Genomic DNA, 15,637 nt, shown 5'->3' with positions numbered 1-15,637 from the left:
CTAGGTCGCCCGCCGGTCCCTTGCGTGATGGGGCCCGCGCCGAGAACGAGAACCCCCCCGCCCACCGCTTGGAACGTCGCGTGGTTGGTCTTCGGCTCGCTCGAGAAGACGAGCGATCGCCCCGGGAAATCGACGGAGACGAGGCCGTAGTTGGTGAGACGCGGGTTCACGGTCCCCCCTCCGCGAATCGTGTGCGTCGAATCCTGCACCAAGGTGCCCCCACCGCCGCACGTGATCAGCTTCGCGTCATTCGGGTCTCCCGACGTCCGGAGCTCGATCTCTCCGGACCCTCCGAGGTCGATGTTCCCGGTCCCCGTGAAGCGGAGAACCATCGGCGAGTTGACTCCATCGGGATTGACGATGATTGCGCCATCGTTGACGATCGTCTGGCCGTTCAGTTCCAGGTAGTCGGCGCCTTGAATGAGGAGCGCCGCGCCTGCGTGGTTCGTGAACGGCTGCGTGATCCTCGCTCCCGCCGTGTTCGCCACAACCGTTCCGTAATTGGTGAAGCCCTCGCTCGAACCGAGGTAGAAGCTGAAGCCGCTCATCCGGATCGTCGCGAGCGGGTTCTCGAGACGGACCCAATCGGCCCGACAAGCAAGATCCAGAATAATCGTGTACGTGTGACCGTCGTTCGGAATCGTCGCGGTTTCGCCCGCGCTCTCCGGGACATCCGCCGGGAGCCAGTTCGAATCCTCGTTCCAATCCCCGCCGTATGTGTTGATCCACGTGGCGGCCCCGGCGGAGAGGGGAGTCAGCGCGGCGACGACCGAGAAGAGGAATCCGAGAGCCGCTGCGCATGGAGTCGATCGGGACATTTCTTCTCCATCCTAACGCAATAGGACCATCTTCCGCACCGCCGTGAACTCGCCCGCGGCGAGGCGGGCGAAGTAGATCCCGGAGGCGACGTCTCGTCCGGATGCGTCCGTGCCGTTCCACGTCGCGTCGAACTCGCCGGGACCGAACACGCCGTCCGCGAGCGTCGCGACCCGACGTCCCGCGATGTCATACACGACGAGCGTTGCCCGCTCCGCGCGGGGAAGCGTAAAGCGGAGCGTCGTTGTCGGGTTGAACGGGTTCGGCCGGTTCGCGAAGAGACGGTACTCGTACGCAGGAGGCGGCGCGTCCGCCACCCCCGTCACCACGCCGCATCCGACCGGGCGCGCGCCGACGAGCCCGCACGACGGGTTGTTCGCGGGCGCGCACGGCGAGGTCGGCATCAGCGCGAAGCGATCCCCCGGGTTCCCGAACTGGCAGAACTGTGGATCGGCGGAGAAGTTATTGTTGATACTTCCTTGACCCGTAAAGCACACGACGTAGTTGCCCCCCGAGTTCCCGTACACGTCGCAGCACGAGAGCGAGATCATGCCGCCGCTCGCGCAGGTCGCGGTCTTGGCCCCGGTGTTCGAGCACACGATCGTGTTCTCCAGCGTGGGATGCGCGGCGATCACATAGAAGATCGAACCCGACATCCCGTCCGTCGCGACGTTCCCCGCGAACGTGCACGAACGGAACGCAGGAGCATAGAACCGGATGAAGAAGGCGGCTCCGTTGTACGCAACACGATTCGAGACAACCAGGCAACTCTCGATGATCGCGTTCGAGCTGTCCAGGCTGATCGCCCCGGCGGCGGCGAACGCTGCGTTTCCTTCGAACGCGCAGCGACGGATGACCGGATCGCTGTTGTCGATGTCGAGCCCTCCCCCGACCGAGGATGCGTAGTTCCCTCGGAACACGCAGCGATCGAAGGTCATGTCCGAATGCGAGACGTACGCTCCGCCGCCGTTTGCCGAGTGGCCGCCCATGAACGTGATCCCGATCACCGCCGTCGTGCTGTCCATGCCGGTGCACGAAAGCACTCGGCCCAACGAGTCCGCGTCGATCACCACGCTCGCCGGGTTCATCGCCTCGCTCCGAAGCACGACGCCCGACTTCATCGCGAGGTCATGCTCGTGATACGTCCCGCTCGCCACGACCACCGTGTCTTTCGCCCAGGCCGAGTCGAGCCCTGCCGTGATCGTCGGCGCAGCCGCCGGCACGAGCCAGGATCGCGGCGCGCGCGCCACGCCGATCGTCACCGTCGCAACGTCGGTCCCGCCGTAGCAGTCGGTCACCGCGTAGCTGAAGGCGTCCTGCCCGGAGAAGGAACGGACCGGCGTGTAGAGAAGGAGCGAGTCGCCCGGAAGGACCGTCACCGCGCCCGATGTTCCACCCGTCCAAACCTGCGCGATCCGAAGGGCCTGCATCTCCGGATCCAAGTCGTTCGCGAGCACGCGGATCGTGATCGGCGTCGCCGCGTCGGTGCTATCGCCGTCGTCCGCCGCCTCCGGCGCTCCGTTCCCGCTCGTGCTGTCGCGCGCGACGAGCGCGAACAGGTTCGTCTCCTCGACCGGCTCGAGGAAGAGATCCCCCGGCGCGTCGAGCCCGGAGTAGCAGTCGAACGAGGTGCGCGCGAGAACGCCGCCCGACGTGATGACGGCGAACGAATCGCTTTCCATCGGCTCGAACTCGTTCACGAGCGTCACGTAGAGCGCGCCGCCCAGCGTCGCCGAGCCGGTGATCGCGAGCCGATCGTGTTCGGTTCCCGGCGCCGTTCCGCCGATCTCGACCTCGATCTCGCCGGTTGCCGTCTGCGCGAAGTCCCCTATAAAGGAGAGCGTTCCGACCGAACCGCCGGGCCGTATCACGCCGCCGCCGGTGAACGTCCCGATGACGTTGTCGAAAGTGCCGGGTCCCGCGAGCACGGCATTCTCGCGATGATCGAAGAGGCCCTGATTCACGATCGACGCAGCGCTCTCCATCGACACAAGGCCGAAGTTGGTGAGCGAGGCACCTTCCGCGACGGTGAGCATCCCGGCGACCGCCCATTCCCCGCCCTCGAAGTTCGTCGCGGCGGCGTCCCCCCGAAGCGGCCCCTCGCCCGGATCGAGTAGCATCGCGGCCGCGTCGTGCACAATCACCGATCCCGAGTTCGTGAACTCCCCCTCGACCCAAAGCGTCCCGTCGTCCACGTGGATCGCGCCATCCCCCGGGTCGCTCGTGAAGTTCTCGAACACAGCTGTGACATGACCGACCGCTCGGCTCTTCGTGGGATCTTCCTTCACGAAGAGCCCGTAATTGTGGAGCGCACCGGTTCCAAGAATCTGGCCCGTTCCCTGAAGACGGACGACGCCTCCGAACGCATTCTTGAGAATCGTCGCCGGGCCTTCGATCGTGAGAACGCTCCCGTCCTCCACGATCACGACGTTCGTGTTCGTGAGAAAGTCGGCACGAAGAGGACCCTCTCCCGGATCGAGCTGAAGCTCAGCGCCGGTTTGCACATAAAGCGATCCCGCGTTGTCGAAAACCTCCTCGACCGCGAGGATCCCCTCCTCGACGCGCACCGCTCCGTCGCCCGGATCGTCCGACAGGTTCTCGAAGGCAGCTGCGATGCGCGAAAGAGCGCGGGTGAACGGCGACTCATCTGTCTTTCTCACCAAGCCGTCGTTCCGGAAAGTGCCCGCGCCCGTGATGTCCCCCCCGCGGAGCTCGACGGTGCCGGCTTCCATGTTGAGAAAGACGGTCGTCGGTTGGTGCAGCTCGATCGCGGCGCCCGACTCGACCAGCACGTATCCGTTGTTCACGATGATGTCCGTGCGAAGCGGGCCGTCCCCGGGATCGAGAAGCATCACCGCACCGCTGTAGACAAGGACCAAACTGGAATTCGAAAGGAAGTCCGAGACCTCCAGGACCCCCTCCTCGATGTGTACTGCGCCGTTTCCCGGATCGTCCACGCGGTTCTCGAAATCGCAGGCGATCCGACTGGTCAACGCGGCGCCGGCCTTCCACGCGTTGCCTCCGTTGACAAACAAACCGTCGCCGAGGAGATCGCCTCCCGCGAACCGGAAATGCGCTCCCGGGAAGTTCGTGAAGGGGACGCCGGTCGGGAGCAGGAGCGTGGCCCCTTCCTGAACCTCGATGTCGCTGTAGTTTCTGCCGTCACGCAGGACCTCGAGTGTGCCCGAAGTGACGAAAAGCGTGGGAGCCGATCCCGGCCCGCCGACAGTCAGGCGGAAGACCGACGCGGGCGAGGAGAGATACACGCCCCCCATGCCCTGCATGGCGAGCCGGACGTCGTCGCTCGGGCCGGGAACGCCGACCGGATTCCAGTTCTCCTCGTCTTCCCAGTTCAGGCCGTCCCCGAGTCCGCTCCAATCCTTCACGAAGCCGCAGCCGACCGGCTCCGCACCGATCAATCCGCACGTGTCGTTCGCGCAGGGGGAGGCTCCTTGAAGCATATAGGGGCGATACGGGCTCGCCTCAGGGCCGCAGAACATGGGGTCGGCGCGGAAGTTGCCGTTCACGCTGTCAAAGGGGGCGAGTGCCCCGATCCAATCGCTGGAGTGCCCGTAGATATCCGTGCACGAGACGTACACGCTGCTCTCCTCGTCGCAGAACAGGGCGTTTCCCTGCACAGGGAACGCGACGATGCAGTGATTCAGCTCGAGATAGGCGCTTTCACGGCAAGTGAGCGCGACCTCTTGGGTGTCTCCCGGATCGTTCTCGGCGACCGTGCAGGATGTGAGGTTGAGATAGGCGCCGTTCACGACCTCGACCGCCGCAGAGCCGACGGCCTGGTTGTTCGCGAACAAGCAACGAGAGAACGTGGGGCTGTGATCGCTGCCACGACCGTCGATGAACGCCGCGCCGCCGCTCGTCGAATCCACGACGTTCCATCGGAAGGAACAGGAGTCGACGAGGGCCGCGCAGTCGAGGATCGCCATCGCGCCGCCCCCGGACGACCTGGACGTGTTGTGCCAGAAGTTGACGTTCGAGATCGTTGGATTCGACCCGTCAAGAACAATCGCTCCTCCGCCTTCTCCTCCGTCCGCGTAGTTGTGGGTGAACCCGCCTCCCCGCAGAGTACCGTCCGAATTGCGCAGGTAAACCCCGCCGCCGCTTTGAGCCGCGTTCTGCGTGAAGAAGGGATCGTCCGCCACAACGGTGCACGTGTCGGAATAGAGCCCTCCGCCGAGAAGACCGGCCTGGTTCTCCTCGAAGCGGCAGTCGTCGAGAGCCATGTACGAGTATTCGATGACGATTCCACCGCCGGCTAACCCGCTCGTGTTGTTCGAGAAGCGTGATCCCGAAACGAAGAGAGAGCACGTGCCGCAGGCGAGGCCGCCTCCGTACCCGCCGGCGAAGTTCAGCTCGAACAGGCAGGAATCGACCGTGACGAACGCCATCGAGGCGTACAGGGCCCCGCCGTTGAACTCGGCCCCGTTCCCTCGAAATGTGCACTTTCGAAAGGTCCCCGTGCAGTGCGAAAGACAGGCGGCCGCTCCGCCGGTTCCCGCGCTGTCTTCCTCGAACACGCAGTTCTCGATGAGCGCCTCGGCGTGCACCTCCAGCAGGAGGGCGCCTCCCGATTCCTGCATATAGGGGTCCGCGAAGCCGTGCCGGAACGTCATGTTGCGAATCACGATTCCGGCCGTCTCAGAGATGTTGAGGACTCGATCGATATACTGCGCGTCAATGACGACGTCGGCCGGATCGCCGGTGGCGCCCATCAGGACGACGTACCCTTGCGACATCTCGAGCCCGAACTCGTAGTACGTGCCGGCCGCAACGACAATTGTGTCGCCGGTGAAAGCCGAATCGATCCCCGCCGCGATCGTAGGTGTCGCGGGCGACGGCACGTTCCACGTGCGGGCCTCTGCGGGCTGGGAGCCGGCGACACCAACGAGAAGGAAGAGAACGGCGAGCACGAGGATGGGACGCACGGAAGACCTCCGGGGGTGAGGGGCCTGCGGGCGCAGGCTCATGTTGTTTTGGGCTCCGGCGGTTCGGCTGGGCGCCGGGGCGCGGGTCGCTCACACGGCGATGTTGTAATCCTATCACATGTAGACGTTTAAACGCAACGGAAGAAATCGGTTGCGAAGATCCGGATTCGTACCTGATCCACCCGCGTAGGAGTTTGTACCAGGTACGCTCGCGAATGGGTCCCACGAGTGCACCTGGTACAGAAGGTCAGCGAAGCAGAAGGAGTTTTCGCACGATCGCGGATTCCCCCGCGGTCATCCGCGCGAAGTAGACGCCCGAGGGAACATCCCCGCCGGCGGCGTCCCTTCCGTCCCAAGCAACATCGTGCCGCCCCGCCGGACGGAAGCCGCTCGCGAGGACGGAAACGAGACGTCCGCTCACGTCATAGATCGACACATCGACCATCCCCGCCTCGGGCATCTCGAAGAAGAGCCGCGTCGCCGGGTTGAACGGGTTCGGCGCGTTCGGAAGGAGCCGATAGGCGCGCGGGAGATTCGTATCGGCGGCGATTCCGGTCGAGATCGCGTCCTCGACGATCCGATAGACCGAGTCGGCGGCGAGCCCGGTCAGGATCTCCAGATATCCGGACGGCCAGGAGATCGCGATCGTGTCGATCAAAGCCTCATCCCCGAGACCGAACTCCGCCGTGAGCGAGCCCTGCCCCGATCCCTCGCCCCCGGAAACCTCGCGAACCTGCGCGAGGCCGCCCGCGACGAGGCGAACGCGCGCGCCGATCGCCGAGCGGTTCGATGCGGTCCCCTCGAGGTTCAGGTGCACCCAGTGGTTCCCGCGCGACGCGGCGTCGTTTCGGAAGAGACGGTTCGGCCCGTCCGCGTTCGCGACGAGAAGATCGAGATCGCCGTCGTTTTCGAAATCCCCGAAGACGACCGATCGCGCGTCCCCTTCGTCCCCGAGCGCCTCGCTCTCGATCTCGACGAACGTGCCGCCCCCATCGTTTCGATAGAGACGATTCGACCCGTCGCATCCGACATAGAGATCGAGATCGCCGTCGTTGTCGATGTCGCCCCACGCGGCGCTCCGCCCGGGCGCGCCGTTCGCCGGACCTCCCGCGACAGACGTGAAGAGGCCGCCTCCATCGTTCCGGAGAAGCTCCGAGGTTCCCGGCGCAACGCCGACCCGGAAGAGATCGAGGTCGCCGTCGTTGTCGTAGTCGCCCCAAACGGTCATCGCTCCGGCCGCGCTCCCTGCGAGCGGACCGGCGGTCACGTCCGTGAAGAGACCGAACCCGTCGTTCCGATAGAGCCGCGAGAGGCCGGGCGTTTCATGCGTCAAGTAGAGATCGACGTCGCCGTCGTTGTCGTAGTCGCCCCATGCGGCGGCGCTCCCGCTCCCCGTATCGCCGAGAGGCGGATGCGTCGCGTCGGCGAAGGGGCCGGGCGCCTCGTTTCGAAGAAGCCGGTCCGCCGACCCGTGGTTCACGAGAAAAAGATCGAGCCTTCGATCATCTTCGAAATCTCCCCACGGCGCGCTCCGGCAGTCTCCCGCGTCGCCGACAACCCCCGCGGTCGCATCCTCGAAGAGCCCCCCGCCGAGCCCGCGGAAGAGCGCGTTCGGACCGTCGTTCGCCGCGTAGAGATCGAGGACGCCGTCGTTGTCGAGGTCCCCCCATGCCGCGCCGGCGCCGTTCCCGCTCCCGCCGAGAAGACTCGGCGTCGCGTCGACGAAGCTTCCGCCGTCGTTTCGAAGGAGAAGACTCGCGCTCCCGCGGTTCGCGAGGAAGAGGTCGAGATCGCCGTCGTTGTCGTAATCCCCCCACGCGGCGCCGAGCGTGCTGTCCGGCCCGGCGAGCGGACCTTCCGCGACATCGACCCAGTTCGGCGGCGGGAGCACCGTCCCCTCGTCCGCGCCGGGATCCGACCATCCGAACGCGTTCCCCGCCCGCACTTCGTACAAGTACGTTCCGGCGGAGACCGTGTCGCGGTAGAAGAGAACAGAGGCATCCACGATCGCGAGCACGCCCGCGTCCCGCGCGATCAGGAAGCTGTCCGCCCCCGCAACCTCGTTCCACTCGATGAACACGTGCGAGTAGGATGTGTCGCTCGCCGCCACCTCGGGCGCCGCGGGCGCGGAGCCGCTCGCCAGGTCATGTGTGCTCGCGATCGAATAGACTTGCGGCGAGGCGAGCGTCCCCTTGTGGCTCACGGTCACGCGATACGTCCCCGCCGGCGCGGACGCGATGTAAACCTGCTCCGCGTTGTCCCGGATGTTGTCCCCGGTCGTCGCCGCCCCGTTCGGGTTCGACGGATCAAGAACGTAGGGCGAGTAGGTCGAGCCGCCGATCCGCTCGAGACGAAGATCGAGGTCGTTCACGAGCATGAGATCGGGCGGATCGACCGCGGGCGCCACCGGCGTTCCCGGAAGATCGGTCCATGCGACCGAGAGGCGAACGGGCGCCGACTCTTCAATGGTAAAGAAAAACTCGATCGTCTCTCCGTTCGCGAGCGTCTCCTCGCGGATCCGCCCGGTCGCCGAGGAATCGGCCTGAATCAGCTCCGCCGCCTTCCTGGCGTTGATGAGCCCCCAACCGAACGAGTAGTCCGGCCCGCCCGCCGGCCCCGCCTCGTCCGCCGTCTGCATGAGGATCGCCTTCACGGTCGACGCGCGCGGCGTCTCTCCGTGGCTCGTCTCGTAATACCGAATGAGAAGATTGATCGTGCCCGACGCGTTCGGCGACGACATCGACGTCCCGCTGTAGGTCGCGTAGGCGCTGTTCGAGCTGTTGTGCGAGGAGTAGAGCGAGATCCCGTTCGCGACGAAATCCGGCTTGATCCGCCCGTCGTCCGTCGGGCCCCAGCTGCTGAAATAGGCCATCACGACATCACCCGGGTTTGTGTATCCGCCCGGTATGTCCTCAACGGCGCCGATCGCAAGGATGTTCTTCGCGTTCCCGTTCCACGAGACGCAGTCGTGGCCGGTCGCGCCGCCATCCGGATTACGGGTCGCCGTGCTCCATTCCCAATCGTTCGAGTCCGGGTCCCAGTAGTAGTGGCCGCCGCCCGGCCCGGGGCCGTCGTCGTCCCGCTCGTTCCCCGCCGACTTCACGATCGCGTAGTAGGGCGCGTTGTACGCGATCTCATCCCACCCCTTGGTGAGGTCCGAGTAGAAACCGAACGCGTAGTCCTCGACCTCGCTCACCTCGACGTCGCCGTACCAATACCAGTTACCGGAGCCCGAGCTGTAATACCAGCCGGTGATGTACCCGTACGAATGGTTCGACACATTCATTCCGGACGCGGCCGCGACGGCCATCTCGGATTGATCGTTGTTCCAGTCATAGCAGGCGAGCGAGCCTTGGAACGACATTCCCTTCGCGCTCGGATCGACTCCGGCCGCGATCATCGTCCCCGCCACGTGCGTCGCGTGATAGTTCGTTCCCGAGGCGCCGTCCATCTGCGTCGCGCGCCCTCCAAACTCCTGATGCGTCGTGCGCACGCCGCCGCCGTCCCAGATCGCGAGCGCGCCGAGCGTCGTCCCGGAACCGCTCAGCGCGAACCCGGCGCTCCCGCCCGGCCACACGTCGTCCACGCTGAGCGTCCGGGCGGCGTTCAGGTTGTTTGTTTTCACATAAATCGGTTGGCCCGAAGGCGCGAGGAACATCAAGCGGATGTCCGGATCGGCGTTCAGCGCCCCCTGCGGGCCGTCCGTCCTGGCGAGAAGCTCATCATAGAGCGCCGGACGCCTCGCATCGAGCTCCGCCGAGAACCGCGCGGAGAGATCGAGGAGCGCCCCGACGTTCGTCCCGGGCGGAACCGTCGTCTGGGAGAACGCGGCCCGAGGCGCGAAAAGGACAAAGAGAAAGAGCGAGAGAGCCGTGACGCGACGCGAGAGAGACGATCGATTGAAACGCATGGGATGAAGACTCCCTTCGATGGTGAATTGTGGCCGCTGCCTGCCCCAAACCGCCGCGGCCTTTCGATCGCGGAACGGCCTCGGCGGGGCGATCGGCGTTCCCGCCGGCATCCGAAGCGGGCACTCGCACGGGAGAAAGGGCGAGGGGGGAGAAGCCGCGAGCACTCCGGCTGTTCGACGAGAGGCGAGTGCGTCGCGCGAGCGGAAGGGAGGTTCCGCGGGCGGACCCAACCGCCTACCCTCAGACAGGATTATACTCGATCGGTATCCGGATGTAAAGCCTTGGATTCAAATGAGTTTCAGTGTTGAAACCAGAAGATTTCGCTCCCTTTTTCGAAAAGGGGTCAGGGGGACTATCGGGAGGAGGCGCGCCCGAGCTCGGGGAGCGGCCGCGATCGAGGAAGAACCCGGTCGTGCACCGACCGGAGGAAGTCTGTCCGGACGCGCGCCTCGAACTCGCGCACGAGATCATCCGGCCCGAGAAAGAGAGGATCGCCCACGCGGAGGATTTCGCAGCCCAGGTTCGGAGAGACCTCGTTCATGATGAGGACCCGCACGTCGGGCCGGTTCATCTCCACCGCGAGCGCCTCGGCGATCTCGAGGCGGAACTCGTCGTAGCGGCACTGATCGACGAGAGGATGAAGGAGAACGGCAAGGTCGATCGGCGGAGGGCCGGCCGGTGCGATTCGGTGCGCCTCGGGAAGCCGATACGCGGCCACGACCTCGCCGCGAGCAGCGAAGAACCGGGCCAGCGCCGAACGCACCTCGCTTCCGTTCGCCGAAGAGACGCTCATGCCCCGATTATCGACACCCACGGCCCGCGGGTCCACACCCTTCTCGCTCCCGTGGGAAGCTGGTGGAACGGCGCTCCATCCTTTACTATTTGTAGTCACGGACATCGCAAGAGGAAAGGCAGGTTCGTCGTGACAAAGCCGCTCACAAGGGATGCGATTCTCGAAGTGCTCCGCTCCGTGAACGATCCCCACATCGGGAAGGACATCGTCGGCCTCGGTTTCGTGAAGGAGGCGGAAGCGGAGGGGGAGCGCGCGCGCGTCGTCGTCGAGTTCGCCACCCCCGCCTTCCCCTCGAGAGACCGCATCCGCGAGGAGTGCGCCGAGAAGCTCCGGTCGATCGGGGCCGCACGGGTCGATCTCGACTTTCGGACCGCGATCCGAGGGTATCGCCCCGCGGGTCGTCAGGATCTTCTCAAGGACGTGCGGAACGTGATCGCGGTCGCGAGCGGAAAGGGGGGTGTCGGGAAATCGACGGTTGCGGTGAACCTCGCCCTCTCGCTCGCGAAGGCCGGCGCCGCAACCGGCCTCCTCGACGCCGACGTGTATGGCCCGAGCCTCGGGATCATGCTCGGCGTGGGCGGGAGACCCGAGGTGACGTCGAACAACACGATGCGACCCATCGACGCACACGGCCTCAAGATCATGTCGATCGCCTTCCTCACGACGAAGGACACCCCGGTGATCTGGAGGGGTCCGATGGTCCACGGGCTCGTCTATCAATTCCTTACACAGGTCGAATGGGGAACTCTCGATTATCTCGTCATCGATCTTCCTCCGGGGACGGGAGACGCGCAGCTCACGCTCACACAGACCGCACCCCTCGCGGGGTCCGTGATCGTGACGACCCCGCAGAACGTCAGCCTCGTCGACGCCAGGCGCGGCCTCAAGATGTTCGAGCAGGTGCACGTGCCGGTCCTCGGCATCGTGGAGAACATGAGCTCGTTCGTCTGCCCGCACTGCGAGAGACGCACGGACATCTTCCGATACGGGGGCGGAAAGAAGACGAGCCGCGAGCTCGGCGTCCCCTTCCTCGGCGAGGTGCCGATCGACCCGGAAGTGGTGATCGGAGGAGACGCCGGCACGCCCATCGTCGTTCGGAACCCCGCCTCGCCCGCCGCGACGGCGTATGTCGAGATCGCCGAGCGCATCGCCGCTGCTCTCGGGCGGCTCGCGATCGAAGAGGGAGGGAAGTCCGCTTCGTTCTCCCTCCGCTGGGACGGATAGAGATGCCGGGAGCCCCGTCGCGCGAGAAGCCGGTATCGATCGAGAAGGCGGGCGAGGAGACCCTCCGCATCGTGTGGGAGGATGGCGCCGTCTCCGACTTCAACGTCGCGGCCTTGCGGCGCGCGTGCCCCTGCGCGGGATGCGTCGACGAGTGGAGCGGCAAGCGAAAGCTCGATCCGCTATCCGTTCTCGAATCGGTGCGCCCGATTCGGATCGAACCGGTCGGGCGCTACGCGATCCGCATCATCTGGAGCGATCATCACGACACGGGGATCTACTCCTTCACGTACCTTCGGTCGCTCGCCGACGGGAAAGCCCCGAAGGAAAAGTAGCCGCGGGCCCGCGGCGAAATCCGTTTCGTCTCCGCTTGCGGGAATCCGGGGGGGCTTCTATACTGTCGGCGGGAGGAGGAGCCTCCTCTCGAAGTCGGTTGGCACAGACGGACGATTCGCGATACACTCTTGTCTCGATCGAGAAACCGTCCCCCGCGAGAAAGCGAGGGGGGGCTGCCGAGACATCTCCGAATCCCGCCGGCCGCGCGGCGCCCGGCCGAGGAGAGAGCAGAAGGATGTGGATGAGGGGGGAGCCGATCTTGGAAGCGAAGGAAGCGCTGTCGGAAGCCGAAGTGAAGAAGCGTCTCGCCGATCTTCCCCAGTGGAAGAAGAACGGCAAAGCGCTTCAGCGTGTCGTCGATTTCCAGGAGTACCTCGAGGCCATCGACTTCGTCCACATCATCGCCGAGATCGCCGAGGAGCTGAATCATCACCCGGACATCGAGATCCGCCACACACGCGTCTCGGTGAGCTGCCTCACGCACCGATGCAAGGGGATCACCGGACGGGACTTCGAGCTGGCCCACAAGATCGAGCGCCTCATCGAGGAAACGCTGACCGATTGACGGAGGCCGCCGCCTCGAACCGAACCGCGATGCCGCACACGGCGCCGCGTTTCCGCGCGTGGGTTTCCCGATGAACAGCAGCGCGCTTTCCACGAAGCCGATCGTCCTCTTCGATCTTCGATGGGTCCGAAGCGCGCGGCTGGACGGGATCGGACGCTACGCGCTCGAGCTTCTTCGCGCGCTCGCGCGCGGCGACTCCGCGCGCGGGTACGCGGCTCTCTATCGAGATGAAACGATTCGAGAGTCCCTCTTCGGCGATCTCGAGGGAACCGTCCCCTTCGTCCGCGTTCCGCACGGCCTTTTCTCGCCCACGAATGCGGTCGCTCTTCCGCGCATCCTCCGGCGGGAAGCGATTCGGTTCTTCGTCGCGCCGAACTACCTCGGGTTCCCGCCCGGCCGCACGCCTGGAACGGTCCGGATCGCGGCCGTTCACGATCTCATCCCGTGGGAGATGCCGGACGCGCGCGGCGGGAACTTGAAGTGGCAAGCGTTTTATCGGTGCGCGTTCGCGGGTCGCGCGCTCCTTCGGAGCTACGATCGGCTCGTCGCCGTCTCGGAGAGAACGCGCGAGGCTCTCGTCTCCCGTTTCGGCGCGGAGGCGGAACGGATCTCGGTGGTGCCGGGCGCTCCGGCGCGGCATTTCACGCCATCCGGAGAAGGGGACGAGGCGCACCTCGCGCGCCTCGGCCTTCGCGCTCCGTTCGTGCTCTTCGTCGGAAGAGGGGACCGCCACAAGAACCTCGCGAGGCTCGTTGATGCGCACCGGCGGCTTCCCGGTCCGCTCCGCGAACGCTACCCGCTCGTTCTCGCGGGGACCGACCCGGGATTCGGCGATCTGCTCGTCAAGGCCCTCGCGCGCGTGACCGACGCCGAGCTCGCCGCGCTCTATCGATCCGCGGCGTACCTCGTGCTGCCGAGCCTCGCCGAGGGGTTCGGGCTTCCGCTCGTCGAGGCGTTCGCATGCGGCACTCCCGCTCTCGTCTCGCGGATCGCCCCGCTCACCGAGATCGGCGACGATGCGGCGCGCGCCTTCGACCCGCGGAACGTGGAGGAGATCGCCCGTGTCCTTCGCGAAGCGCTCGAAGACGCCGCGGCCCGCGAGACGATGCGCCTCGCCGCTTTGAAGCGCGCGCGGTCCTTTGCGTGGGAAAAGTCCGCGCGCCTCTTCGCGGAGATGCTCGACGAGTTTCGGTGCCATGAGTTTCGGTGAACTTCGGAGTTTCGGTGCCAGGCTACCGAACTTCCGAGTTTCGGTGCCAGGCTACCGAACTTCCAAGACGGGGAAGAGTTCGGTAGCCTGGCACCGAACTCCTGTTCTTCCCTCCCTGCTGGGGGTCGCGCTGCAAAGCCGGTCCGGTTATCCGTGCTTATCGCTGTGAGCATACGGCAGCGACCGGCCCCTCGTCACCGCCCATTATGGCGCATGGGCGCCCCTCGTCTTCCTCGACGTGTGGAGCCTGCGCCCGACGCCCCGCTGCGCGTGTGCGCCCGTTCCACAGGCGTCTGCGCTCGGCGGAGCGCGCGTTGGCGTGTGGAGCCTGCGCGTGAGGCCCGCGGCGCCCGGTGGAGCGCCCGGCGCCCGTTCCACAGGCGTCCGCGCTCGGCGGAGCGTGCGGCAGCGTGTGGAAGCCGCGCGTGACGCCCCCGCGCCCCGTGTCGCGCACGTGCGCCCGTTCCACAGGCGGGGGAGCGAGGCGGAGCGTGACGCCCACCGTGCCCCCGTCGAGACGCGAAGGGAGGATGCGGGAGCCACGTCAGCGAAACAGCGTCTTGATCGCTCCCCACGATGCGGGCTCGATCGATGTTTCCTCGCAGGAGAACGTGGCGTCCATCACGATGTTCACTAGACCCAAATCATCCCCAAGCGTCAACGGCGGACAGTACTCCCCGTAAACATCTCCGTAATACACCGTGTGTTGCTCCGTCGGGATTGGGGCGCAGCCGATCTCCTGGTTCTTGCTGTTGTTGTCGCTAATCAAGAACGGGTACCCCCCCCAGTCCATGATGGCCGTCAACGCGACGAGATCGCTCTCCATCGTTCCGAGCCCCGCGTAGTAGTTCCAGCGCTCGATCGGATCTTGGCGGTTCAAGGATCCGATCGGGGGACCTGCCTTGCAGTACGACGAATCCACCGGATACAAACGATAACTCACGGTATAGTTGTATCCGGGGTGTGTGTATCGCCAGTACCACCAGAACCCCTCATTCGTGCACGGCGCTCCCGGAGTCTTCCCGCATTCCGACGGCAAGTCAAAGACGACACCGGCTTCATCCGAACAGCCCCAAGCCCAAAAGTGCACCCAGCCCGAGCACGTGTTGTAGTACGCAACCAAGCAGGCGTCGAGACGAAGAGACTCCCCTCCGTGTGGAACGACCTCATCCCGGACTTCCTGAAAAGGAATACGAGGCTCGGCCGAAGCGGCCCCGGCAAGAACCAAGACAACGAGGATTGCGGTGATTTGCGCGCCCACGATTGTACCCGTTACAGACCGGAAGCCACCGGCCACGTGGGAATGCTCTCGAAATTCTTTTCTCATTGAAGCACCTCCGGGGGAATCGTTGGACCATTCAGCTATTCGCACCTCCGCCAGAGCCCGTCCGTGTCCGTCGAGGTCTCTTTGGCGCCGCTCTGTCGCCGGACTTGAGTGATCCCCAGCATGTCTATCGCAGCAGCGCGATCTTCTTGAACCGAGGGCCGAATCCCTCACATGTCAGTCTCAGGAAATAGATCCCGGAGGAGGCAAGACTCCCACTCGTGCTCTTCCCGGACCAAACCGCGACTCCCCATCCCGGAGCCCCCCGAATCCTCGGGAACTCGTACGCCAGTCTCCCTCCGACGTCGTAGATCCGGATGTCGACTTGCCGATCGGCCGCGGGCACGAAGTACCGGATCTCCACGCTCGCGTTGAACGGGTTCGGAATCGCCTGAACAATCAACGGTTCATAGGACTTTGGGCCGGCCGCGGCTTCGCCACCGTGCACGGCTGAAGGAATCAAGGTCTCGCACAAGGCGAATGTATCCGTACAGCTCGCGCAGACATCGAGAGCA

The 15,637-nt window shown here is 65.4% G+C and carries 9 protein-coding genes; 4 read left to right on the top strand and 5 right to left on the bottom strand.

Annotated elements, in window-relative coordinates; translation table 11 throughout:
• The 3 genes from FJY73_11625 to FJY73_11615 form a co-directional block, all read right to left on the bottom strand.
• Positions 1-818 (bottom strand): hypothetical protein (locus FJY73_11625; protein ID MBM3321314.1); only part of this gene is annotated, 818 nt, incomplete at its 3' end.
• A gap of 12 nt (positions 819-830) precedes the next feature.
• Positions 831-5,762, bottom strand: coding sequence for a cadherin-like domain-containing protein (locus FJY73_11620; GenBank protein MBM3321313.1), 4,932 nt, complete (start codon positions 5,760-5,762; stop codon positions 831-833).
• Between the two features lie 247 nt (positions 5,763-6,009).
• A complete protein-coding gene (locus tag FJY73_11615) occupies positions 6,010-9,672 on the bottom strand; it encodes a VCBS repeat-containing protein (protein MBM3321312.1) in 3,663 nt (1,220 codons plus the stop codon).
• 638 nt (positions 9,673-10,310) lie between these two features.
• Here FJY73_11615 and FJY73_11610 point away from each other — a divergent pair.
• The 4 genes from FJY73_11610 (at position 10,311) to FJY73_11595 (ending at position 13,798) form a co-directional block, all read left to right on the top strand.
• Positions 10,311-11,690, top strand: coding sequence for an Mrp/NBP35 family ATP-binding protein (locus FJY73_11610; GenBank protein ID MBM3321311.1), 1,380 nt, complete (start codon positions 10,311-10,313; stop codon positions 11,688-11,690).
• A gap of 2 nt (positions 11,691-11,692) precedes the next feature.
• Complete coding sequence (locus tag FJY73_11605; GenBank protein ID MBM3321310.1) at positions 11,693-12,022, top strand: DUF971 domain-containing protein; 330 nt, start codon at positions 11,693-11,695, stop codon at positions 12,020-12,022.
• A 242-nt stretch (positions 12,023-12,264) separates the two neighbouring features.
• Complete coding sequence (locus FJY73_11600; GenBank protein ID MBM3321309.1) at positions 12,265-12,588, top strand: 4a-hydroxytetrahydrobiopterin dehydratase; 324 nt, start codon at positions 12,265-12,267, stop codon at positions 12,586-12,588.
• A gap of 70 nt (positions 12,589-12,658) precedes the next feature.
• Positions 12,659-13,798 (top strand): glycosyltransferase family 4 protein, encoded by a 1,140-nt coding sequence (locus FJY73_11595; protein ID MBM3321308.1) that lies wholly within the window; start codon positions 12,659-12,661, stop codon positions 13,796-13,798.
• A gap of 544 nt (positions 13,799-14,342) precedes the next feature.
• Here the strand turns inward: FJY73_11595 and FJY73_11590 are convergent.
• Both FJY73_11590 and FJY73_11585 read right to left on the bottom strand, forming a co-directional pair.
• Positions 14,343-15,059 (bottom strand): hypothetical protein, encoded by a 717-nt coding sequence (locus FJY73_11590; protein ID MBM3321307.1) that lies wholly within the window; start codon positions 15,057-15,059, stop codon positions 14,343-14,345.
• Positions 15,060-15,249: 190 nt separating this feature from the next.
• Positions 15,250-15,597, bottom strand: coding sequence for a T9SS type A sorting domain-containing protein (locus FJY73_11585; GenBank protein MBM3321306.1), 348 nt, complete (start codon positions 15,595-15,597; stop codon positions 15,250-15,252).
• Positions 15,598-15,637 lie beyond the last annotated feature (40 nt).

Source organism: Candidatus Eisenbacteria bacterium (genome assembly GCA_016867715.1).
GTDB lineage: Bacteria > Orphanbacterota > Orphanbacteria > Orphanbacterales > Orphanbacteraceae > VGIW01.
The sequence above is the reverse complement of the archived record's forward strand: the minus strand, read 5'-3'. Positions and strand labels throughout refer to the sequence as shown.